Annotated in this window: 24 protein-coding genes; all 24 read left to right on the forward strand. The window is 67.1% G+C overall.

The features are described from left to right. On the forward strand, positions 1 to 230 hold a 230-nt coding region (locus AC5P9W_RS18690), incomplete at its 5' end, for a hypothetical protein (RefSeq protein ID WP_495219394.1). Positions 231 to 348: 118 nt separating this feature from the next. Further along, the gene (locus AC5P9W_RS18695; protein ID WP_005416451.1) at positions 349 to 1,566 is read left to right on the forward strand and encodes a flagellin; all 1,218 of its coding nucleotides are present in this window, start codon (positions 349 to 351) and stop codon (positions 1,564 to 1,566) included. A gap of 72 nt (positions 1,567 to 1,638) precedes the next feature. Further along, a complete protein-coding gene (locus AC5P9W_RS18700; protein ID WP_111104205.1) occupies positions 1,639 to 2,829 on the forward strand; it encodes a flagellin in 1,191 nt (396 codons plus the stop codon). Positions 2,830 to 2,915: 86 nt separating this feature from the next. Beyond that, on the forward strand, positions 2,916 to 4,094 hold the full coding sequence (locus AC5P9W_RS18705; protein WP_495219395.1) for a flagellin: 1,179 nt from the start codon (positions 2,916 to 2,918) through the stop codon (positions 4,092 to 4,094). Positions 4,095 to 4,535: 441 nt separating this feature from the next. Then, positions 4,536 to 5,954 (forward strand): flagellar filament capping protein FliD, encoded by a 1,419-nt coding sequence (gene fliD / locus AC5P9W_RS18710; protein WP_111104208.1) that lies wholly within the window; start codon positions 4,536 to 4,538, stop codon positions 5,952 to 5,954. 128 nt (positions 5,955 to 6,082) lie between these two features. Next, the gene (gene fliS / locus AC5P9W_RS18715) at positions 6,083 to 6,499 is read left to right on the forward strand and encodes a flagellar export chaperone FliS (RefSeq protein WP_019336597.1); all 417 of its coding nucleotides are present in this window, start codon (positions 6,083 to 6,085) and stop codon (positions 6,497 to 6,499) included. Further along, positions 6,496 to 6,789: a hypothetical protein gene (locus tag AC5P9W_RS18720; protein ID WP_019336598.1), complete on the forward strand. Its 294-nt coding sequence runs from the start codon at positions 6,496 to 6,498 to the stop codon at positions 6,787 to 6,789. The genes fliS and AC5P9W_RS18720 overlap by 4 nt, the downstream gene beginning before the upstream one ends. After that, positions 6,786 to 7,364: a PilZ domain-containing protein gene (locus tag AC5P9W_RS18725; RefSeq protein WP_495219396.1), complete on the forward strand. Its 579-nt coding sequence runs from the start codon at positions 6,786 to 6,788 to the stop codon at positions 7,362 to 7,364. Before AC5P9W_RS18720 ends, AC5P9W_RS18725 begins: the two co-directional genes overlap by 4 nt. Before the next feature lie 92 nt (positions 7,365 to 7,456). Then, positions 7,457 to 8,089: a response regulator gene (locus AC5P9W_RS18730; RefSeq protein WP_005413261.1), complete on the forward strand. Its 633-nt coding sequence runs from the start codon at positions 7,457 to 7,459 to the stop codon at positions 8,087 to 8,089. Positions 8,090 to 8,527: 438 nt separating this feature from the next. Further along, the gene (rpoN, locus tag AC5P9W_RS18735; RefSeq protein WP_111104210.1) at positions 8,528 to 9,937 is read left to right on the forward strand and encodes an RNA polymerase factor sigma-54; all 1,410 of its coding nucleotides are present in this window, start codon (positions 8,528 to 8,530) and stop codon (positions 9,935 to 9,937) included. Positions 9,938 to 9,951: 14 nt separating this feature from the next. After that, positions 9,952 to 10,329, forward strand: a complete 378-nt coding sequence (locus tag AC5P9W_RS18740; protein ID WP_005409556.1) for a response regulator — start codon at positions 9,952 to 9,954, stop codon at positions 10,327 to 10,329. Further along, positions 10,326 to 11,831, forward strand: a complete 1,506-nt coding sequence (locus AC5P9W_RS18745; protein WP_088610805.1) for a sigma-54 dependent transcriptional regulator — start codon at positions 10,326 to 10,328, stop codon at positions 11,829 to 11,831. Before AC5P9W_RS18740 ends, AC5P9W_RS18745 begins: the two co-directional genes overlap by 4 nt. 180 nt (positions 11,832 to 12,011) lie before the next feature. Continuing rightward, positions 12,012 to 12,560, forward strand: a complete 549-nt coding sequence (locus tag AC5P9W_RS18750; protein WP_111098337.1) for an SUKH-4 family immunity protein — start codon at positions 12,012 to 12,014, stop codon at positions 12,558 to 12,560. Positions 12,561 to 13,153: 593 nt separating this feature from the next. Further along, positions 13,154 to 13,519 (forward strand): flagellar hook-basal body complex protein FliE, encoded by a 366-nt coding sequence (fliE, locus tag AC5P9W_RS18755; RefSeq protein WP_206621682.1) that lies wholly within the window; start codon positions 13,154 to 13,156, stop codon positions 13,517 to 13,519. A 13-nt stretch (positions 13,520 to 13,532) separates the two neighbouring features. Then, positions 13,533 to 15,179: a flagellar basal-body MS-ring/collar protein FliF gene (fliF, locus tag AC5P9W_RS18760; RefSeq protein ID WP_021203865.1), complete on the forward strand. Its 1,647-nt coding sequence runs from the start codon at positions 13,533 to 13,535 to the stop codon at positions 15,177 to 15,179. A 7-nt stretch (positions 15,180 to 15,186) separates the two neighbouring features. Further along, positions 15,187 to 16,173: a flagellar motor switch protein FliG gene (gene fliG / locus AC5P9W_RS18765; RefSeq protein WP_024958226.1), complete on the forward strand. Its 987-nt coding sequence runs from the start codon at positions 15,187 to 15,189 to the stop codon at positions 16,171 to 16,173. Continuing rightward, positions 16,170 to 16,811 (forward strand): FliH/SctL family protein, encoded by a 642-nt coding sequence (locus AC5P9W_RS18770; protein ID WP_134731960.1) that lies wholly within the window; start codon positions 16,170 to 16,172, stop codon positions 16,809 to 16,811. The genes fliG and AC5P9W_RS18770 overlap by 4 nt, the downstream gene beginning before the upstream one ends. After that, entirely contained in the window at positions 16,808 to 18,193 is a 1,386-nt protein-coding gene (locus tag AC5P9W_RS18775; protein ID WP_049412701.1) for a FliI/YscN family ATPase, read from the forward strand. The genes AC5P9W_RS18770 and AC5P9W_RS18775 overlap by 4 nt, the downstream gene beginning before the upstream one ends. A gap of 3 nt (positions 18,194 to 18,196) precedes the next feature. Next, positions 18,197 to 18,664: a flagellar export protein FliJ gene (gene fliJ, locus AC5P9W_RS18780; protein ID WP_021203862.1), complete on the forward strand. Its 468-nt coding sequence runs from the start codon at positions 18,197 to 18,199 to the stop codon at positions 18,662 to 18,664. Next, positions 18,664 to 19,809, forward strand: a complete 1,146-nt coding sequence (locus AC5P9W_RS18785) for a flagellar hook-length control protein FliK (protein WP_495219397.1) — start codon at positions 18,664 to 18,666, stop codon at positions 19,807 to 19,809. Before fliJ ends, AC5P9W_RS18785 begins: the two co-directional genes overlap by 1 nt. A 192-nt stretch (positions 19,810 to 20,001) precedes the next feature. Continuing rightward, on the forward strand, positions 20,002 to 20,517 hold the full coding sequence (locus tag AC5P9W_RS18790; RefSeq protein ID WP_019659602.1) for a flagellar basal body-associated FliL family protein: 516 nt from the start codon (positions 20,002 to 20,004) through the stop codon (positions 20,515 to 20,517). A 10-nt stretch (positions 20,518 to 20,527) separates the two neighbouring features. Further along, the gene (gene fliM / locus AC5P9W_RS18795) at positions 20,528 to 21,532 is read left to right on the forward strand and encodes a flagellar motor switch protein FliM (protein WP_188249953.1); all 1,005 of its coding nucleotides are present in this window, start codon (positions 20,528 to 20,530) and stop codon (positions 21,530 to 21,532) included. Continuing rightward, positions 21,529 to 21,864: a flagellar motor switch protein FliN gene (gene fliN, locus AC5P9W_RS18800; RefSeq protein ID WP_005409543.1), complete on the forward strand. Its 336-nt coding sequence runs from the start codon at positions 21,529 to 21,531 to the stop codon at positions 21,862 to 21,864. The genes fliM and fliN overlap by 4 nt, the downstream gene beginning before the upstream one ends. Next, positions 21,861 to 22,280 (forward strand): flagellar biosynthetic protein FliO, encoded by a 420-nt coding sequence (gene fliO, locus AC5P9W_RS18805; protein ID WP_014037105.1) that lies wholly within the window; start codon positions 21,861 to 21,863, stop codon positions 22,278 to 22,280. Before fliN ends, fliO begins: the two co-directional genes overlap by 4 nt. Position 22,281: the final 1 nt, after the last annotated feature.

Here is a 22,281-nt window from a genome sequence, read left to right on the forward strand (position 1 = left end):
CCTTTTTCGTTTCCGTGGCCCGTCGCCGCGGAGCATTCCAGACAGCGCTCGGCGGATTTTCCGTGATTGCCCATCAAGCCCGGCCCCACCCCGCCGATACCTTCATCAGCGCTGGTTGGGCCTGCCCAACCGCCCCTTCCGGGTGCGCCTACACGCCCCTTCGGGGTTGGAAAACCCCGGAAAAACAGCCTCCGGCAACGAATTACGATTTCAACGGAATTCACGGCTAAAGGTTGTTGACAAAGCGCCGTTATTCATTTGGCAACGGCGAAGCACACAGCCACACAAAAAAACAGGCGGCGCTTCGCTTCATTCACCAACGGGTTCCATATAAGAGGAGACGACCCCATGGCACAGGTAATCAACACCAATACGATGTCGCTCAACGCTCAGCGCAACCTGAGCACCAGCGGCAGCTCGCTGGCCACCACCATCCAGCGCCTCTCGTCCGGCCTGCGCATCAACAGCGCGAAGGACGACGCGGCCGGCCTGGCCATCAGCGAGCGCTTCACCACCCAGATCCGCGGTCTGGACGTGGCCATCCGCAACGCCAACGACGGCATCTCGCTGGCCCAGGTCGCCGAGGGTTCGCTGAACGAAGTCGGCAACAACCTGCAGCGCATCCGCGAACTGGGTGTGCAGGCCTCCAACGCCACCAACTCGGCCAGCGACCGCAAGGCCCTGCAGGCCGAAGTGACCCAGCTGGTCTCGGAAATCGATCGTGTGGCCAAGCAGGCCGACTTCAACGGTACCAAGCTGCTGGACGGCAGCTTCACCAGCCAGCTGTTCCAGGTGGGCGCCAACGCCGGCCAGGCCATTGCCATCAACAGCGTGGTCAACGCCAAGGCCGATTCGCTGGGGGCTGCCACCTTCGCCAACGGCTACACCGGCACCGCGCTGGCGGTGGACAAGGCCACGGCCGACACCACCTACTCCGGCCTGCAGGTCTCGGTCACCCCGCCGGGTGGCACCGCCACCACGGTCACCATCAGCGACTTCACCGTGAAGGCCGGCGAGTCGATCACCTCGGCCACCGCTGCGGCGATCAACAACAAGCTGGGTGAAACCGGCGTGGTGGCCTCGGTCAATGCCGGTGTCATCAGCCTGGCGTCGGTCAAGGATGGCCAGACCTTCGCCCTGGGCGTCAGCGCAGCAACCCCGCCGGCCGGCGTCACCGCCGCGACCATCGCCGGCCTGGGCCTGACCGAGACCAGCACCAACGGCGGCACCCTGACCGGTGCAGCGGCCAGCTTCGTCAAGGACCTGAACGTCACCACCGCCGAAGGCGCACAGAAGGCGATGTCGATCGTCGACAAGGCCCTGGAATCGGTCAACAGCGTCCGCGCCGACCTCGGCGCCATCCAGAACCGCTTCACCTCGGTGGTGGCCAACCTGCAGACCTCCTCGGAGAACCTGTCGGCCTCGCGCAGCCGCATCCGCGATACCGACTTCGCCAAGGAAACCGCCGAGCTGACCCGCACCCAGATCCTGCAGCAGGCCGGTACGGCCATGCTGGCCCAGGCCAACCAGGTACCGCAGAACGTGCTCAGCCTGTTGCAGCGCTGACATGAGCCGCCCCCGGGGCACGTCGGGGGCGTCTAACCCAACTCACGTGCAACCGCTCAAGGACCTCTCCTCATGGCACAAGTCATCAACACCAATACGATGTCGTTGAATGCTCAGCGTAACCTGAGCACCAGCGGCAGCTCGCTGGCCACCACCATCCAGCGCCTGTCCTCCGGTTCGCGCATCAACAGCGCCAAGGACGACGCCGCCGGCCTGGCGATCTCCGAGCGCTTCGGCACGCAGATCCGCGGTACCGACGTCGCCATCCGCAACGCCAACGACGGTATCTCGCTGGCCCAGGTCGCCGAAGGCTCGCTGACCGAAATCGGCAACAACCTGCAGCGCGTCCGCGAGCTGTCGGTGCAGGCCTCCAACGCCACCAACTCGGCCAGCGACCGCAAGGCGCTGCAGGCCGAAGTGACCCAGCTGGTCTCGGAAATCGACCGCGTCGCCAAGCAGTCGGACTTCAACGGCACCAAGCTGCTGGACGGTTCGTTCTCGAGCCAGCTGTTCCAGGTGGGCGCCAACGCCGGCCAGGCCATCGCCATCGACAAGACCATCGACGCCAAGGCCAACGCCCTGGGTGGTGCCCGCTTCGACACCAACGCGCTGACCCTGGCCGATCCGGGCACCAACGCTGACTTCAGCATCACCGGCCTGTCCATCAATGGCGTGGCCATCGCTGACGTCTCGGTCAAGCAGGGCGCCGACGCCGCTGCCACCGGCAAGGCCTCGCGTGAAGCGCTGGTGACCGCGATCAACGCCAAGATCGGCGAGACCGGTGTCTACGCCGAAGTGAACGGCACCGCCGGCGTCACCCTGACCTCGGTCAAGGACAGCGCCAACGCTGATGGCTCGTTCAAGGCGATCACCGCGACCCCCGGCACCTGGGCAGGCAACACGCAGGCGACCTTCACGGCCACTGCCGATGCTGCGGCGCCGGCCGCCAAGTACGCCAGCAACCTGGACGTGAGCACCGTGAAGGGCGCCCAGCAGGCAATGGAAATCGTCGACAAGGCCCTGGGTGCGATCAACAGCACCCGCGCCGACCTCGGCGCGATCCAGAACCGCTTCACCTCGGTCGTGGCCAACCTGCAGACCTCGTCGGAAAACCTGTCCTCGTCGCGCAGCCGCATCAAGGACACCGACTTCGCCAAGGAAACCGCCGAGCTGACCCGCACCCAGATCCTGCAGCAGGCCGGTACGGCCATGCTGGCCCAGGCCAACCAGGTGCCGCAGGGCGTGCTCAGCCTGCTGCGCTGATCCGCGCTCTGCTCGACCTCCGGGCGCCGCATGAAGCGGCGCCCGGCTCCTGAAACACGTCCCACCTTCGCCAAAGGAAAAGCACCATGGCACAAGTCATCAACACCAACACGATGTCGCTAAATGCTCAGCGCAACCTGAGCACCAGCGGCAGCTCGCTGGCCACCACCATCCAGCGCCTGTCCTCCGGTTCGCGCATCAACAGCGCCAAGGACGACGCCGCCGGCCTGGCGATCTCCGAGCGCTTCGGCACCCAGATCCGCGGTACCGACGTCGCCATCCGCAACGCCAACGACGGCATCTCGCTGGCCCAGGTCGCCGAAGGTTCGCTGACTGAAATCGGCAACAACCTGCAGCGCGTCCGGGAGCAGTCGGAGCAGGCCTCCACCGCCACCAACTCGGCCAGCGACCGCAAGGCACTGCAGGCCGAAGTGACCCAGCTGGTTTCCGAAATCGACCGCGTCGCCAAGCAGTCGGACTTCAACGGCACCAAGCTGCTGGACGGCTCGTTCTCCAGCCAGCTGTTCCAGGTTGGTGCAAACGCCGGTCAGTCCATCGCCATCGACAAGACCATCGATGCCAAGGCCGGCTCGCTGGGCACCTCGACCTTCGCCACCGGCGCGACCGCTGCCCTCACCGCCAGCACCGACGGTGCGCGCTTCTCGGGCACGGTGATGGGCGTGGACATCGGTACCGTCGAAGTCAAGGCCGGTGCCACCACCGCCGACGCGTCCAAGGCCGTAGCAACCGCCATCAACGCCAAGATCGGCGAGGCCGGCATCTACGCCGAAGCCAACGCCGACGGCACGCTGAAGCTGAGCTCGGTGAAGGAAGGCAAGGCCGTTGCCACTGCCGACATCGCCCTGATGCGCAGCGACTACGACGCCACTGCCAAGACCTGGGGCACTGCGGCCGCCGCCGGTGCCTACACCGCCGGTGCTGACACTTCGGCCAACGTGCAGAAGCTGGACGTGAGCACCGTGCTCGGCGCGCAGCAGGCCCTGGAAGTGGTCGACAAGGCCCTGGGTGCGATCAACAGCACCCGCGCCGACCTCGGCGCGATCCAGAACCGCTTCACCTCGGTCGTGGCCAACCTGCAGACCTCGTCGGAAAACCTGTCCTCCTCGCGCAGCCGCATCAAGGACACCGACTTCGCCAAGGAAACCGCCGAGCTGACCCGCACCCAGATCCTGCAGCAGGCCGGCACGGCCATGCTGGCCCAGGCCAACCAGGTGCCGCAGGGCGTGCTCAGCCTGCTGCGCTGATCCACGGCAAGAAGGCGCCGCTACCGTCGAAGTGAATCGACGGTAGCGGCAACCTGGAAGCCATGGTGCTCGAAGGCGCGGGCCATGCCCGGCCCGGGAAACCTCCCGAACCGGCTCGGCATCGCCCGCTCCTGCGGACCTCTCTTTCAGCGCTGTACCTTTGACTGTACGTACCGGGCGGCTTCGTCTCCCCCCGATTGTCAGTAGCCTGATCCCTCCCCTGCATTGGGGGAGGGCTTTTTGCAGACCCCCGGCAGCCTGCGGTGAATGTCCCCGCACCCTGCCCCAACCCTCCTGCAATCTGCGTGCCAGAACCTGCGCCAGACCATTGGCACGGCGCATGCATCAACGAAGTCCTCAAGACCCAGCGGCGCAGGCCGCTATTTTCGTTGACGACGGGCCGCCGCACGACGGCCAGGCCCGGATACCAGGAGAAACGACGTGGCAGACTTTGGATACGGTGGCATTGGCTCGGGGCTGGACATTTCCAGCATCGTCAACCAGCTGGTCGCAGCTGACCGCAAGCCCGCCGACAATGCGCTGAACCTGCAGCAGTCCAAGGCCAAGATGCAGCTGTCGTCGATCGGCACCGTTACGGCGGCCTTCGACAAGCTGAAGACCGCGCTGACGGCCCTCAAGGCCACGACGGCCTTCGATACCCGCACCGTCACCGCCACCGGCAAGGCCGGTCCGAACAATGCAGATGATGTGCTGACGGCGTCGGTCGCGTTGTACGACGTGGGCACCACCAAGGCAGCGGCCTCCAACGGCACGCACCAGGTGGAGGTGAAATCCCTCGCCACGGCACACAAGCTGATCGCCGATACCTCGGTGCCCAAGACCGACACCTTCGGTGCCGGAACCTTGACGCTGACCGTTGGCGTGGGCGACAAGGCCAAGACCATGAACGTGACGGTGGAGGACGGCGACACGCTGACCACCATCCGCAACAAGATCGATGCCGCCGGGCGCAAGGAAGGCGTGCAGGCCACGCTTATCAGCTCGGGCGACAACCAGTATCTGTCGATCGCCCAGGAAAAGACCGGTGCCGCCAACGCGATCAAGCTGGAGTATGCCGGCAGCGACCCGAAGCTGGGTGCACTGGTAGGCAGCCTGAAAGAAAACACGGCCGCTGCGGACGCCGAACTGACCATCGACGGCGTCAAAGTGGTCAGTGCCAGCAATACGGTGACCGATGCGGTACCGGGCCTGACCCTGAACCTGAAGGTTCCCGGCAAGAGTACCGTGGTGATCAGCACCGACACGGCCGCCGCGACCAAGGTCATGCAGGAATTCGTGACCGCCTACAACGCGGCGATCGCGGCGATCAACACGGAGACCAAATACGACGCCAAGACCAAGGAAGCCGCCACCCTGACGGGTGACGCGCAGATGCGCGGCGCCTCCAGCCAGCTGCGTTCGATGATGTCGAGCGTGCTGAAGGAGCTCTCGGCCGACGGCCTGGATCCGAAGGTGCTGGGCCTGCAGACCCGCGGTTATCCCAACGCCGACGGCAGCCTCGTTCTCGATACCACCAAGTTTGCCGCCGCACTGGCCAGCCAGCCTGAGAAGATCCGCTCGGCCATCACCGGCGACACCGGCGGTGCTGGCACCCTGTACACCATGGTCGACGGCTATGTCAGCACCACGGTCGGCAAGGAAGGGGCGTTCGTCGCCCGCACCAAGGGCCTGAACACCACGCTGGACAACATCGACAAGCGCCGCAAGGACCTCGACACGCGCATGAAGAACGTCGAGGAACGCTACAAGAAGCAGTTCCTGGCGCTCGACAGCCTGATGGGCAAGCTGCAGCAGAGCAACACCGCACTGCAGCAGCAGCTGGCACAGCTGAACCGCTAAAGGACGGCGTGCAACGCTCAAGTTTGGCGTGGTTCGCACCGATAACGGACGCAACAGCAATCAACGCCGCACCGCCGGCCACGGTCCCCACGACCACCCGACGGCACCCAGCGCAAGGAGAATCACAAATGTACGGTTCCAGCCGTCAATATGCCGAGCAGTACCGCCAGGTAGGAGTGACCAGTGCGGTTGCCGACGCCGATCCGCACAAGCTGGTGGCGATGCTGCTGGCGGGCGCGCTGGAGCGCGTACGCCGTGCCCAGGCCAGTCTTGAGCGTGGCGACCAGGCCGGAAAGGGCAAGGCGATCGGCGAAGTCTGCGCGATTGTCGGCCACCTCAACGGCTCGCTGGATCACGAGGCCGGCGGCGAGATCGCCGGCAATCTGTCGGCACTCTACGACTACGTGCTGCAGCGCCTGACCGAGGCCAACCTGCACAACGACCGCGCCGCGCTGGATGAATCGCTGCAGTTGCTGGGCGAGATCGACAGCGCCTGGAATGCGATCCCGCACGAACAACGCCGCCCGGCCGCGGTGGCACCATGAGCCTGCACGAACTGCACGCCCAGCTGGATGCCTTCGAGAAGGCCCTGGGCGAAGACGCCCTGGACCAGGCTGACAGCCTGCTCGATGGCCACGACAGCACCCTGCACGCCCTGCTCAGCCAGCCGCTGACTACGGCCGACCACGCGCCGCTCAGCGCATTGTTCGAACGCCAGCAGAATCTGCTCGGCCTGCTGCGCCAGCGCCGCGATGCGGTGGCAGCACTGATGAATGACGGCCAGCGTTCCCTTCGCGCAGCGCATGCCTACCTGCAGGCAGAATCGCTGGCATGACCCAATTGCCGCCCACGTCGCTGCACCACCCGGCTGAAAGCGAGCTGTTCGACGAGACGCTCAGCTGCGAGCTGGCCCTGCCGGCCGAGTTCCAGGCAGGCAGCGCGGCCGGTCGCACCAGCAGCGCCGAAGGCCTGCTGCGCAGCCTGGCGCTGGTTGAAGACAGCCGCGTTGACGAACATGACGACCGCAATGAGGCCAGCCTGCAGTTGCAGCGGCTGGAGGCCAAGCTGGATCTGGCGATGGTGCTGCTGGGCCGGCTGGTACGCCAGCAGGGCCAGGAACTGACCCTGCGCCCCGTGCGCTGGTCGCGCCGCGGCATCCGCCTGCAGCTGGGCCCACGCAGTGGCGCCAGCCCCGGCCAGGCCGGCGTGGTGCGCCTGCAGCCCAGCGATTGGCTGCCCGACCATATCGACCTGCCGGTGGAAGTGATCGCCGAAGCGGCGGACGGTGGCGGCGGTCACTACCTGTGGCTGCGTTTCCAGCGTCTTGGCGATGGCCTTGAGATGGCAATGGAGCGGCACTTGTTCCGCCTGCACCGCCGCCAGGTGGCCGAGGCGCGCCGCGCCCGCTGAAACCTGCCACCATCACGCTTTGCGGGCAAGCCTTGGCGCGCCCGTTCAGCTAAGTTAAGGTGGACTCCCCTACACGGATCTGTTGCGTGCCTGTGCGAGTTCTCATCGTCGACGATCACACCCTCGTCCGCGCCGGCCTGGCGCGGCTGCTGCAGGGGTTTGCCGACGTGCAGCTTGTTGCCGAGGCCAGCAACGCCGAGCAGGCACTGCAGCTGGCCCTGCAGCACGCACCGGATGTGGTGCTGATGGACCTCTCGCTGCCGGGCCGCACCGGCCTGGAAGCACTCAGCGACATCCGCCTGCGCGCGCCCGGTACCCGGGTGGTGATGATGACCATGCACGACGATGCCGCTCACGTGCGCGATGCGCTGGATCGGGGCGCGGTCGGGTTCGTGGTCAAGGATGCAGCACCGCAGGAGTTGGAACTGGCGCTGCGCGCCGCGCACGCCGGCCAGGTGTTCCTGAGCCCGCAGATCTCCGCCAAGATGCTGGCACCGATGCTGGGCCGCGAGAAGCCCACCGGCATCGCCGCGCTGTCGCCGCGCCAGCGCGAGATCCTGCGCCGCATCGGCAAGGGTGAGAGCAACAAGGAAATCGCCGCCGACCTCGGCATCAGCGTCAAGACGGTGGAGACCCACCGCGCACGCATGATGGAATCGCTCGGCTGCCGCCGCGCCAACGATCTGCTGCTGCTGGCCGCGCGCCACCAGCACGAGCTGGAGTAAGCGCGAGCCTCGGCGGCGCGAAACGATGGCTGGGTAGAGTGGGCTGTTGGTAGAGTCGACTGCCAGTCGACTTGCGCGCGGAGCGCGGGACTTTTCCTTGGTCTGATCGGAGAGCAGTCGACTGACAGTCGACTCTACCGGTGATCGTCTCTATCGACAGCCGACGCAGCCAACCCGCACCCAGCGACGAATTCCCGTCGCCCTGACACTCCCTGACAGGAATCCGTACACGGCGCAGCCCGATGAATCCGGGCCTTGCACCGGAAATCAGCAACTTAGCAGCGATCATCGTCAACAATCCGCGTCGATGTAGGGAATACCCCTACACTCTGTCAGGGCATTCACCAAGCCCCTCAGGAACCCCCTGATTCCGCCCCCGCCGGATCAAAAGCAAGATGCGTTCCACAAGGCGCCGGGGAGCGGCGCCGGGGAACCACGATGAAGGCTGCACTCTCGACCCAGCTGGGCCAACAACTTCACCTCACCCCGCAGTTGCTGCAGTCGATCCGGCTGCTGCAACTCGACGGCCTGCACCTGGAACAGGAAATCCAGCGCCTGCTGGACTCCAACCCGCTGCTCGAAATCGAAGAGGCCGAAGCGCCTGCCGCCGACGCCACCGAGGCCAGCGCGACCACGCTGGAAACCGCCGCGTTCGACGAGTTGCCCGAGTCTTCGATGTGGGACGTGGTTGGCGCCAGCTGGCAGGACGGCGACGACGATCGCATGGCGCGCATCGCCGCCGGCGAATCGACCGACCCGCAATTGCGCGTGCTGCAGCGCCTGTCGCTGGACATGGATGACCGCGAACTGGCAGTGGCCGCGTTCTGGCTCGACCACTGCGATGAGGCCGGCTACCTGCAGGCGCCGCTGGCACAGCTGCAGCTGCTGGCCAGCGCCCAGTTCGACATCGCCGCCGCTGGCGTGGAAACCATCCGCCAGCAGCTGCTGCACGGCGAGCCGGCCGGCATGGCCGCACAGGACCTGCGCGAAGGCCTGCAGGCGCAGCTGCGCAGCCTGCACGGCGTGGTGCCGGCCCGCCATCTGGCTGCGCGCATCCTGGACGGCGCGCTCGATGCACTGGCTGCCCACGACTACCCCGCCCTCGCCCGCCAGCACGACGCCGAGATCGACGACGTGCGCGAGGCGGTGCGCCTGATCCTGTCGCTGCAGCCGCGCCCCGGCGACAGCCTGCTGCCCGAGCGCAACGCGGTGGTGGTGCCGGACGTCGTCGCTTGGCACGCCGACGGGCAGTGGAAGGTCGCCCTGAACCCGGCCACCAGCCGCCGCGTGTCGATCAACAGCCAGTACGAACAGGTGCTGGCCGAAACCAGCGACGCCGCCCCGGCGCTGCGCGAGATGCTGCAGGAGGCGCGCTGGTTCAGCCGTGGCCTGTCGATGCGCTACGACACCCTGCTGCGTACGGCGCGGGTGATCGTCGAGCGCCAGGCCGCCTTCCTGGTGCGGGGCGAAGAGGCCATGGCGCCGTTGACCCTGAAGGAAGTTGCCGAGGAAATCGGCATGCATGAGTCCACCGTCTCGCGCATCACCACCGGCAAGTTCCTGCAGACCCCGCGCGGCACCTTCGAGCTGAAGCACTTCTTCGCCGTGCGCCTGGAGGGCGCCAGCGTCTCCGGCCAGGCGGTGAAGGCCATGGTCCGCCGCCTGATCGACGCCGAACCGGCCGGCCGCCCGCTGGCCGACGAGGCCATTGCCGGCCTGCTGTCGCGCCAAGGGGTGAACATTGCCCGCCGAACCGTCGCAAAATACCGAGAACAACTGGATATCGCCCCGGCCCGCGAACGGCGCCGGCTCAGCGCCAGGCAACCCCAGCTGGCCCGGGTGGGCTGAAAAGGATGTTGGACATGAACAAGCTCACGGTCCTGCTGGTCGATGACCACGAGGGCTTCATCAACGCGGCGATGCGCCATTTCCGCAAGATCGACTGGCTGCAGATCGTCGGCAGCGCCGGCAACGGCCTGGAAGCGATCGAGCGCTCGGAAACGCTGCGCCCGCAGGTGGTGCTGATGGATCTGGCCATGCCGGAAATGGGGGGGCTGCAGGCCACCCGCCTGATCAAGTCGCAGGACGATGCGCCGTACATCGTGATCGCCAGCCACTTCGACGACGCCGAGCACCGCGAACACGCGCTGCGCGCCGGCGCCGACAACTTTGTCAGCAAGCTGTCCTACATCCAAGAAGTCATGCCGATCCTGGAAGGCCTCAGGGAGGAACAGTCGTGAGCGAATCGCGCATCCTGGTGCTGGACAACGACGCCGTGCGCGCGGAGCGCACCGTTGCCCTGCTGGAATTCATGGACTTCAACCCGCGCTGGGTGTCCGACGCAGCCGACTTCGACCTGGGCCGACAGCGCCAGAACGACTGGATGGCGGTGATCGTCGGCAGCCTGGACGACAGCCCCGCCAGCACCGCGCTGTATCACTGGCTGGGCGGCAGCAGCCTGCCGCCGCCGGTACTGCTGGCCGACGGTGATGCCGCTGCGTTCGCGCAGCAGCATGGCCTGCACGAAGCCAACATCTGGCCGCTGGAAACCCCGCTGCGCCATGCGCAGATGGAAGCGCTGCTGCGCCGCGCCAGCCTCAAGCGCCTGGATGCCGAGCACCAGGCCGGTGCCGCGCAGGAGCAGGGACCGACCGGCAACGGCCCGGCGGTCACCGCGCTGCGCACCATGATCGAACAGGTGGCCGCGTTCGACACCACCGTGCTGGTGCTGGGCGAATCCGGCACCGGCAAGGAAGTGGTGTCGCGCGCGATCCACCAGCGTTCGCCGCGCCGTGATGGCCCGTTCGTGGCGATCAATTGCGGCGCCATTCCGCCTGACCTGCTGGAAAGCGAGCTGTTCGGCCACGAAAAGGGTGCCTTCACTGGCGCACTGACCGCGCGCAAGGGCCGTTTCGAAATGGCCGAAGGCGGCACCCTGCTGCTCGACGAGATCGGCGACATGAGCCTGCCGATGCAGGTGAAGCTGCTGCGCGTGCTGCAGGAACGCAGCTTCGAGCGCGTCGGTGGCAACCAGACCATCCGCTGCAACGTGCGCGTGGTGGCCGCGACCCACCGCGACCTGGAGACCCGCATCGCCGAGGGCAAGTTCCGCGAGGATCTGTTCTACCGCCTCAACGTGTTCCCGATCGAAGTGCCCGCGTTGCGCGAGCGCCGTGAGGACCTGCCGGCGCTGGTGGAAACCATCGCCGCGCAGCTGGCCCGCACCGGCCGTGGCGAAGTGCGCTTCACTCCCGAAGCGCTGCAGGCGCTGTCCAGCTACGAATGGCCGGGCAACGTGCGCGAGCTGACCAACCTGGTCGAGCGCCTGGCGGTGCTGCATCCGGGCGGTTCAGTACGCGTGCAGGACCTGCCGGCCCGCTACCGTGGCGATGCCGCACTGGCAGCGGTGGCTGCACCGGCACCGGCAGCTACGGTTGCCAACGAAGAACGCCTGGACCTGCGCAGCTTCTCGTTCCACACCCCCGGCAGCGGCAACCAGCCGGCGCTGGAGCACGGCATCGCCGTCAATCGCCCGGCGGCACCGGCCGCCCTGCCCGACGAAGGCATGGACCTGCGCAACCACATGGCCAACATCGAACTGGGCCTCATCAACGAAGCACTGGAACGCACCCAGGGCGTGGTTGCCCACGCCGCCCAGCTGCTCGGCCTGCGCCGCACCACCCTGGTGGAAAAGCTGCGCAAGTACGGCATCGAACGCGAGCAGGCCGAACTGGCCGGCTGAACCGCGCCACCAGCATGAAGGGGGCACGAACGCCTGGGCTCGCCCGGGCGTTGGTGCTTCTGGCGCCGCTGCATGACATCAGTAGATCCACGCCGTGCCTGGACAAGGGGATGAGCCGCAGGACCTCGTTTGCAACTTCTCCTAAAGGCAGCTGCGAAGCATAGGGGTAGCCTTGTCCGGATGGAGAATTCAATCAGACCGCCAACGCTTGATCTCACGCCAATCCGCCAGGAAGAGATTGATAACTCTGCCCTGCTGCGTGAGGCGCGGCAGCTGTCTGACCGTCTTGCGCCATATCCCAACAACAGCACGATGTTCCATCCACGTCTGCAGAAGTACCAGACTGACGATCGCAACCTGGCGATCTTTGGACGTGTACTGGGCGGACTCTTTTTCGTCGATCTCATGAATGGCTCGGTAGGGCTACTTCCAATCGACGATGGAACACCGCTCCAATACTGCAATTCAGACCTGCGCAGTTTCGCAATCTTCCACACCGCGTTGATGGAAGCGATTCAAGCTGCGATCAACTCCCACAGGGACGTGTCAATGTTCACGCTCCTGGAGCTTGAGACTGACTTCCGCAAGTCCGATCCCAGCTCAATGCTGGACGAGAGCAACTTCTGGCCCACGTGCCTTTACGAGCTTTCTGAGGGGTTCTTCCCTCTCTCATCCGAAAAGGTGGAACTGCACCGTTCGCTCGGGATCGATCTCCACTATCCCTGGTAGCTAGCGCCAGGGGTCAGATCCCAAGAGGGGTCGGAGCCCTTTCCGCCGGAAAGGGATCCGACCGCTGCGCATTTGCAGCGCCAGAACTCCGGCCGCTGGACTCTGCAGCCCCAGGCCAGAAAACCGACGCCGGATAAATGGCGCCGCCAATGGGATCAGCGCCCGATGCACGGCAACGGGATCCGACCCCGTGCCGACCAGAATGTGTCGACCAAGGTCGACACCCACCAAGGGCAGTCCATACCCGTCCATCAGATCGCAGGAAACTGTCGGAGGCGGGGTGGGTCCGGTTGTGGGGGCGTGAGCCGCATGGATGCGGCGACCGAGCTTACATGGACGTACTTGCAGCGTCCCCCGCAACCGGACCCGCCCCGCCATCCCTCAGTAGACCCGCTTCTGCTGTTGCTCCGGCTCCGGCTTCGGTCATTGCCACTGAGGTTGCCGGCCAGCGGCCGGCACTACCGCGGGGAGCGGGGTGCAACCCCGCACGCACACCCAACCTCCTCACGTCACTGAATCGAAAACCGGTTTCGGCACGGCACTTGCACCTGCTCCAGCAGACAACCCCATCCCTGTTTCTGGAACCGTTGCAGATGTCCCACTCCGTCACTTCGATCCTTTCGCAGATCCGCTCCTATCAGACCCAGATGGGACAGCCGGCGCTCAACCCGCTGGGCGAAACGCCGCGCAGCAACGCCCTGCCGGGCACGGTGCTCGATGCACCGCAGGCCCAGCCGGCCAGCTTCACCGAAACCCTGCGTGGTGCGATTGCCGCCGTCAACGATGCGCAACAGAAGTCCGGCGCCCTCGCCAAGGCCTTCGAAATGGGCGACCCAAGCGCCGACCTGGCCAAGGTGATGGTCGCCTCGCAGCAGTCCCAGATCGCCTTCCGCGCCACCGTGGAAGTCCGCAACCGTCTCGTCCAGGCTTACCAGGACGTGATGAACATGCCGCTGTAAGGAATAGAGACGCATGGCACTGACGCTCTCCAAGGACAGCCTGAACGCCGAAAAGGCCGGGCAATGGTTCGACCGCCTGCAGAGTCTGCAGATCACCCGTCGGCTGGGCCTGATGGCGATGATCGCGGTGGCGGTAGCGGCAGGCCTGTCCGTGTTCTTCTGGTCGCAGAAGCCGGGCATGGTCCCGCTGTACACCGGCCTGGACCAGAAGGCGACCGCTGAAGCGACCGACCTGCTGCGCGCCGCACAGATTCCGTTCGCACTCGACCCGGCCACGGGTGGCATCACCGTGCCGGAAAAGAACCTGCACGACGCGCGCCTGAAGCTGGCCGGCTCCGGCCTGACCGACAGCGGCAAGCTCGGCTTCGAGCTGATGGAGCGCGACCCGGGCTTCGGCGTCAGCCAGTTCGTGGAAAGCGCGCGCTACCAGCATGCGCTGGAAACCGAGCTGTCGCGCACCATCAACACGCTGCGCCCGGTGCGCGATTCGCGCGTGCACCTGGCCATTCCCAAGCCCAGCGCCTTCACCCGCCAGCGTGACGTGGCCAGCGCCTCGGTGACCCTGGAACTGCGTGGCGGCCAGCAGCTGGAACGCAGCCAGGTGGACGCCATCGTGCACATGGTCGCGGCCAGCATCCCGGATCTCGCCCCGGAACGGGTGACCGTGGTTGACCAGAGCGGGCGCATGCTCAGCGTCAGCGACCCGAACAGTGAGGCGGCGGTCAACGCTGCCCAGTTCGAACAGGTGCGCCGCCAGGAAACCTCGTTCAACCAGCGCATCCGCGAACTGCTGGAACCGATGACCGGCCCTGGCCGGGTCAACCCGGAAGTGAGCGTGGACATGGATTTCTCGGTGACCGAGGAGGCCCGCGAGCTCTACAACGGTGAGCCGCAGAAGCTGCGCAGCGAGCAGATGAGCGAGAACACCACCAGCACCCCGGGCCCGCAGGGCGTGCCGGGTGCCACCAGCAACAGCCCGCCGGGCCAGCAGGCCACGCCGGCCACCGCGCAGGCCCCGACCGAAAGCAGCAAGAACGCCACCCGCAACTACGAGCTGGACCGCACCCTGCAGCACACCCGCCAGCCGGCCGGCCGCATCAAGCGCGTGTCGGTGGCGGTACTGGTGGACAACGTGCCGCGCGCCGGTGCCAACGGCAAGGTCAGCCCGCAGCCGCTGTCGGCCGCGGAACTGACCCGCGTCGAGGCGCTGGTGAAGCAGGCCGTCGGCTTCAACGCCGAGCGTGGCGACACCGTGTCGGTGATGAATGCCCCGTTCGTGCGTGACACCACGCCGGTCGAAGGGCCGGCCTGGTGGGAACTGCCATGGGTGCACGATGCCGGCCGCATGCTGCTCGGCGCGGTGGTGGTGCTGGCGTTGTTGTTCGGCGTACTGCGCCCGGCGCTGCGCGCGATCACCGGCCAGAACAGGAAGGACGACCCGCAGGCACTGGAGCCGCACACCGCGGACGTGCAGCTGGTGGATGACGATGGCATGCCGCTGCCGGCGCTGGGCGCCGACCGGGCGAGCCTGGCCGGGCCGGAGGCCCTGGCCCTGCCGGTGGATTCATATGAGGAACGACTGCGGATGGCGCGTGAAGCCGTAAAGACCGACTCCAAGCGCGTGGCCCAGGTGGTCAAGGGATGGGTGGCCAATGACTGAGGCACAACTGACCGGCGTACAGCGCGCGGCCGTGCTGCTGCTGTCCCTGGGTGAGCTGGACGCGGCCGAAGTGCTGCGCCACATGGAACCCAAGGAAGTGCAGAAGATCGGCATCGCCATGGCCACCATGACCGACATCACCCGCGAGCAGGTGGAACGGGTAATGGACCAGTTCGGCCAGGAGCTGGGCTCGAAGACCTCGCTGGGCGTGGGTTCGGACGACTACATCCGCAACATGCTGGTGCAGGCGCTGGGCAGCGAGAAGGCCGGCAACCTGATCGACCGCATCCTGCTGGGCCGCAACACCACCGGCCTGGACGCGCTGAAATGGATGGACCCGCGTGCGGTGGCCGACCTGGTGCGCAACGAGCACCCGCAGATCATCGCCATCGTGATGGCGCACCTGGAAACCGACCAGGCCGCCGACGCGCTGAAGCTGCTGCCGGACCGTACCCGCGTGGACGTGCTGCTGCGCATCGCCACCCTCGACGGCATTCCGCCGAACGCACTCAATGAACTCAACGAGATCATGGAGCGCCAGTTCGCCGGCAACCAGAACCTGAAGTCGTCGAACATCGGTGGCGTGCAGTGCGCGGCCAACATCCTGAACTTCATGGACAGCGGCCAGGACCAGGCGATCCTGGGCGAAATCGCCCGCATCGATGCGCCGCTGAGCAACCGCATCCAGGACCTGATGTTCGTGTTCGACGATCTGGTCGACCTGGATGACCGCGAGATGCAGCTTGTGCTGCGCGAAGTGAGCGGCGAGCGCCTGGGCCTGGCCCTGCGCGGCGCCGACATCAAGGTGCGCGACAAGATCACCCGCAACATGTCGCAGCGCGCGGCCGAGATTCTGCTGGAAGACATGGAGGCCCGTGGACCGGTGCGCCTGTCCGACGTGGAAGGCGCCCAGCGCGAGATCCTGGCCATCGTCAAGCGCATGGCCGATGAAGGCACCGTCACCATCGGCGGCAGCGCGGAGGCCATGCTGTGAGCAACGTCGTGCGCTGGCTTGCCCCGGACCTGCTGGCCCAGCCCGAACCGGCGCTGGAGCAGGAGGATGCATTCGAACTCACCGAGCCGGACCCGGAGCATGAACCCGAGCCACCGCTGCAGCTGCCGACGCTGGAGGAAATCCAGGCAATACAGGACAGCGCCGAGAAGGAAGGCTTCCAGCACGGCCATGCCGAAGGCTACGGCCAGGGCCAGGCCGAAGTGCGTCGCCTCGCCGCGCAGATCGAAGGCATCCTCGACAACTTCAGCCGACCGCTGGTGCGGCTGGAAAACGAAGTGGTCGGCGCGCTCGGCGAGCTGGCCGTACGCATCGCCGGTGCGCTGGTCGGCCGTGCCTACGAAGCTGAGCCGGCACTGCTGGCACAGCTGGTCGGTGAGGCGATCGACGCGGTGGGTGGCAGCACCCGCGAGGTCGAAGTGCGGCTGCACCCGGACGACATCGCCGCGCTCGCCCCGCTGTTGAGCCTGCCGCCACAGCAACGCCTGGTGCCGGATACCAGTCTCAGCCGCGGCGATCTTCGCGTGCACGCCGAAGCGGTGCGCATCGACGGCACCCTGGAAGCGCGCCTGCGCGGCGCGCTGGACGCGGTGATCCGCCAGACCGGAGCCAATGCATGACCCCCGATCCGCAGCCGACGCTGCCACCGGCCGACTGGGCCATCGCCCGCAACCTGCGCCTGGCGCGTCGGCTCGATGGCCTGCGCGTGGATACCGCCCATGGCCGTGGCCTGATCCGCGAAGGCGTGCTGCGCCGCGCGGTCGGACTGACCCTGGAAGCGGTCGGCTGCGAAGCGCCGCTGGGTGCCAGCTGCAAGGTGGAAGTGGTCGATGGTGGCTGGGTCGATGCCGAAGTGGTCGGCTTCGCCGGCGAGCGCACGTACCTGATGCCGAGCGCGGAACTGCACGGCCTGCTGCCCAATGCGCGGGTGGTGCCGTCCGCACGCCGCGGCGGCGTTGAAGTGGGCGAAGGCCTGCTCGGCCGCGTCATCGACAGCGACGGCGTGCCGCTGGACGGCAAGGGCCCGATCCGCGCCGAGGGCCATGTCGGCATGGCCGGCGTGTCGATCAATCCGCTGGCACGTGAACCGATCACCCAGCCGCTGGACGTGGGCGTGCGTGCGATCAACGCGCTGCTGCCGATCGGCCGCGGCCAGCGTGTCGGCCTGTTCGCTGGTTCTGGCGTCGGCAAGTCGACGCTGCTGGGCATGATGACCCGCTACACCGCCGCCGACGTGATCGTGGTCGGCCTGATCGGTGAACGTGGCCGCGAAGTCCGCGATTTCGTCGAGACCACGCTGGGCGAGGAAGGCCTGCGCCGCGCCGTGGTGGTGGCCAGTCCCGCCGACCGGCCGCCGCTGGCGCGCCTGCACGGTGCCTACCGCGCTACCGCCATCGCCGAATGGTTCCGCGACCAGGGACTGAACGTGCTGCTGCTGATGGACTCGCTGACCCGCTTCGCTCAGGCGCAGCGAGAAATCGGCCTGTCGGTCGGCGAGCCGCCGACCACCCGCGGCTACCCGCCGTCGGTGTTCGCCAAGCTGCCGGCACTGGTCGAACGCGCCGGCAACGGCGCCAAGGGACGTGGCTCGATCACCGCGTTCTACACGGTGCTGACCGAAGGCGATGATCCGCAGGATCCGATTGCCGATGCAGCGCGCGCGATCCTCGACGGCCACATCCTGCTGTCGCGGCGCGTGGCCGACAGTGGCCTCTACCCGGCCATCGACGTCGAATCGTCGGTCAGCCGCGTGGTCACGGAAATCGCCGACGAACCGTGGCGCCTGCGCATCCGCAAACTGAAACGACTGGTCTCGGCGTATTCGGCCAACCGTGACCTGATCGCCATCGGCGCTTACCAGCGCGGCAACGACGCGGCCACCGACGAAGCCCTGGAACGCTGGCCGGAAATCATGGAGTTCCTCGGCCAGGACGTTGCCAAGGCCGCAGATCTCCCGCACAGCCAGGCGGCGCTGCAGCGCCTGGTGGAACAAGAGAGTTAAGCCATGAACCAGTCCAAGCGCATCGATCCCCTGCTCAAGCGGGCCCAGGAACACGAGGACGCGGTCGCCCGCGACCTGGCCGAACGCCAGCGCGTGCTCGACACCCATCTATCGCGACTGGACGAACTGCGCCGTTATGCCGAGGAGTACGCCAACGCGCAGATGGCGGCGACCAGCCCGGCGCAGCTGCTCAACCGGCGTGCATTTCTCGACCGCCTCGACAGTGCGGTCGAGCAGCAGCAGGCCACGGTCAATGGCAACCGCGAGAAGGTGGAGGCCGAGCGCGCCCGCCTGATCCTGGCCAGCCGTGACAAGGCCGTGCTGGAACAGCTGGCGGCCAGCTACCGGGCGCAGGAGAAAGTGGTCACCGACCGCCGCGACCAGCGCGAGATGGACGACATCGGTGCGCGCCGTGCGCGTCTGGTGCAGGCCGAAGACCAGGATGGCACCGAGCAGGGAGGCCGCCCGTGATGCCCGCCCCGCTCGCCAGCAGCGCCAACGCGCAGGCACAGACTGCCGGCGGCGCTGCAGCGCGCGCGCCACGCAGCGAGGCCAGCAAGGATTTCAGCCAGCTGTTGCAGGGCGGCGCGCCGGACGCGTCCGCCGGCGCCGCCACGTCACCGCCCACCTCGGCACCGAAGCCGCAGACGAGCGCCGATGGAAATGGCCAGGCGCCGGAGGAACGCAGCATGGATGCGGCGGCGACGGGAAACGAGACGTCGCCCTTGCGGCCGCAAACTCCGCCTGCGGGTGATCGGGCGACGGACAAGGACACGCCGGTGGCCACCGAGGACGCGCCGTGGCCGCCGCTGGGCCTGGCCGGCCTGGTCCTGGCGATGCCGGCCTCCTCCGATCCTGCCGCCACTGCTCCTGCTGCAACGGGTGCGGGCGCGGCGCTGCCGGCCACTGCCGGACCGGGACTGCCTGCCCCGACGCCGACCCAGGCGCCGGGCGCAGCCGTCGCATCCATAACTGACAGCACGCCGCCGGCCGCCAGCGCCGGCGATGCCACGACCCTGCCACTACCGGAGACGGTCCTGCCGGGCAGCAAGCATGGCGACCGCGACAGCAACGACGTGACCGCGATCGGCGACCGTAGCGCTGCCCCATTCCTGCACGCCCCGGCCCCGGCGGCCCTGCAGGACCTCAAGGCTGCGCTCGCCACCGGCACTGCGGTCTTCAACGGCGAACCGACGCCCAGGCCCGTGTTCGGCGACGATGGTTTCGACCAGGCCGTCGGCGCGCGCCTGGGCTGGCTGGCCGACCAGAAGATCGGTCACGCCCACATCCGCCTGAGCCCGGACGACATGGGCCCGGTGGATGTGCGCCTGCAGTTGAACGGCGACAAGGTGCATGCCAGTTTCAGCAGCCCGCATGTGGACGTGCGCCAGGCACTGGAAAGCAGCCTGCCGCGCCTGCGCGAACTGCTGGGCGAACAGGGCTTCCAGCTGGCTCATGCCGATGTCGGCCACCAGGCGCCCGGTGGTGACGGCAATGCGTCGGGCCAGGCCGGTGGCGGCGGTCTGCCCGGCGACGGAGAACCGACGCCGGGCGATGGCAGCGTGTCGTCGGCGCAGCTGATCCGCCAGCGCGGATTGCTGGACGCTTACGCCTGACAGGCGTGCCAACCAAGGTTGGCACCCACCAGAGCAGTGCGGTTGGCACCTGCCAGTATCGCGTTGGTGGGTGCGGAGCTTGCTCCGCACGGCCCCACAGGCACCCCGACGGAATTCCGTCGCCCCCCGCTGCCCCGGCTCCGGCACACCCCTTGCATATCCCGGTGAAGCAACCCTCAGGAGCTTCACCCCGTGGCCGCAGCCGCTGACAAAACCAAGAAGACCGCCGAGAAGGACAAGGCCGCCAAGCCGCGCAGTCCGATCCTGATCACCGCACTGGTGGCCGTGCTGGCCGCCGCTGCCGCCGGTGGCGGCGTATGGTTCTTCACCCAGTCCAAGCACGAAGACAAGACTGCGCAGGCGCCGAAGAAGAGCGCCACCCCGGCCCCCGCGCAGTACTTCGCGCTGGACCCGGCGTTCGTGGTCAATCTCAATGGCCCGGTCGATGGTCCGCGCTACCTGCAGCTGGAAGTGCAGCTGATGACCCGTGACCCGGCTGCGCTGGAAGCGATCAAGACCCATGCACCCGCCATCCGCGCACGCCTGCTGATGCTGTTCTCGCAGGTCAGCCCGGACCAGATCGCCGATGTCGCCGGCAAGCAGAAGCTGCAGGCTGCGTCGCTGGCCGAAGTGCAGAAAGTGCTCAAGGCCGAGACCGGCAGCAATGGTGCCGACGACCTGCTGTTCACCAGCTTCGTGACCCAGTAAGGGCCCACCGATGAATGATCTGTTGTCCCAGGACGAGATCGATGCCCTGCTCCACGGCGTGGACACTGGCGCGGTCGAAACCGATCCGGAACCGCCGTCAGGCGAAGCGCGCTCGTACGACTTCGCCAGCCAGGACCGCATCATCCGCGGTCGCATGCCGACCCTGGAAATGGTCCACGAGCGTTTCGCGCGCCTGTGGCGGATCGGCCTGTTCAACCTGATCCGCCGCTCGGCCGAGCTGTCGGTGCGCGGCATCGAACTGATCAAGTTCAACGACTACATGCACTCGCTGTATGTACCGACCAACCTGAACCTGATCCGCTTCAAGCCGCTGCGCGGCACCGGCCTGATCGTGTTCGAGCCGACCCTGGTGTTCGCCATCGTCGACAACTTCTTCGGTGGCGACGGGCGCTACCCGACCCGCATCGAAGGCCGCGAGTTCACCGCCACTGAAATGCGGGTGATCCACCTGCTGCTGAAGCAGACCTTCGCCGACCTTCGCGAAGCCTGGGCGCCGGTGATGGACGTGGACTTCGAGTACATCAACTCGGAGATCAACCCGCACTTCGCCAACATCGTGACGCCACGCGAATACGTGGTGGTGTGCCGCCTGCACGTCGAACTCGATGGCGGCGGTGGCGACATCCACGTCACCCTGCCGTATTCGATGCTGGAGCCGATCCGCGAGCTGCTCGACGCCGGCATCCAGAGCGACCGCAACGATCGCGACGAAAGCTGGGGCCAGACCCTGCGTGAGCAGCTCAACATCGCCGAAGTCACCCTGTCCAGCGTACTGGCCAGCAAGCGCATGACCCTGCGCGACCTGACCCAGCTGAAGGTCGGCGACATCCTGCCGATCGAACTCAGCCCGCAGGTGCCGCTGTGCGTGGAGAACATTCCCGTGTTCACCGGCGAGTTCGGCATCGCCAACGGCATGAACGCCGTGAAGATCACCGCTACCCATCCGCCGGGCACCCGCCCGCGCGCACCCGTCATCCAGGAAGACCCGCAATGAACGATATCGACGCCCTCGAACCGACCCCGGCCCAGTTCAGCAGCCTGCAGGCCGATGAGGCGAACGGTCCTGACCTGAACCTGGACGTGATCCTGGACGTGCCGGTGACCCTGTCGCTGGAAGTCGGTCGCGCCCGCCTGCCGATCCGCAACCTGCTGCAGCTCAACCAGGGTTCGGTGGTGGAACTGGAACGCGGCGCCGGCGAATCGCTGGATGTGTTCGTCAACGGTACCCTGATCGCCCACGGCGAGGTTGTGGTGATCAACGACCGCTTCGGCGTGCGCCTGACCGACGTGGTCAGCCCGAGCGAGCGGATCCGGAGACTGCGTTGAGCCTGCTGGCCTCCACCCTGCTGGCGGTCGGCAAGACCGCCGCGCCCATCGGGCCCCAGGTCGGCCAGCATGCGGCCGCCGCACCCAGCCTGTTCGGCGCGGTGCTGGCGCTGCTGGCGGTGCTCGCGCTGGTCATCGGCCTCGGCTGGCTGCTCAAGCGCATGCCCGGCAGCGGCTTCCGCCCGGCCGAAGGCATGAAGCTGGTGGCCAGCCTGAGCGTGGGCGCCAAGGAGCGCGTGGTGGTGGTCGAGGTCAACGGCCAGCAACTGCTGCTGGGCGTCACCGCCGGTGGCATCAACACCCTGCATACCCTGCCCGAACCGTTGCCGCCCCCGGCGCCGGTGCGCGTGCCGGACTTCAAGAATCTTCCGAATTTCGCCCAGCTGCTGCAGCAGCGGCTGCGCAAGGATCCCTGAC

Source organism: Stenotrophomonas sp. YJH_SMC_33, from assembly GCF_059372295.1.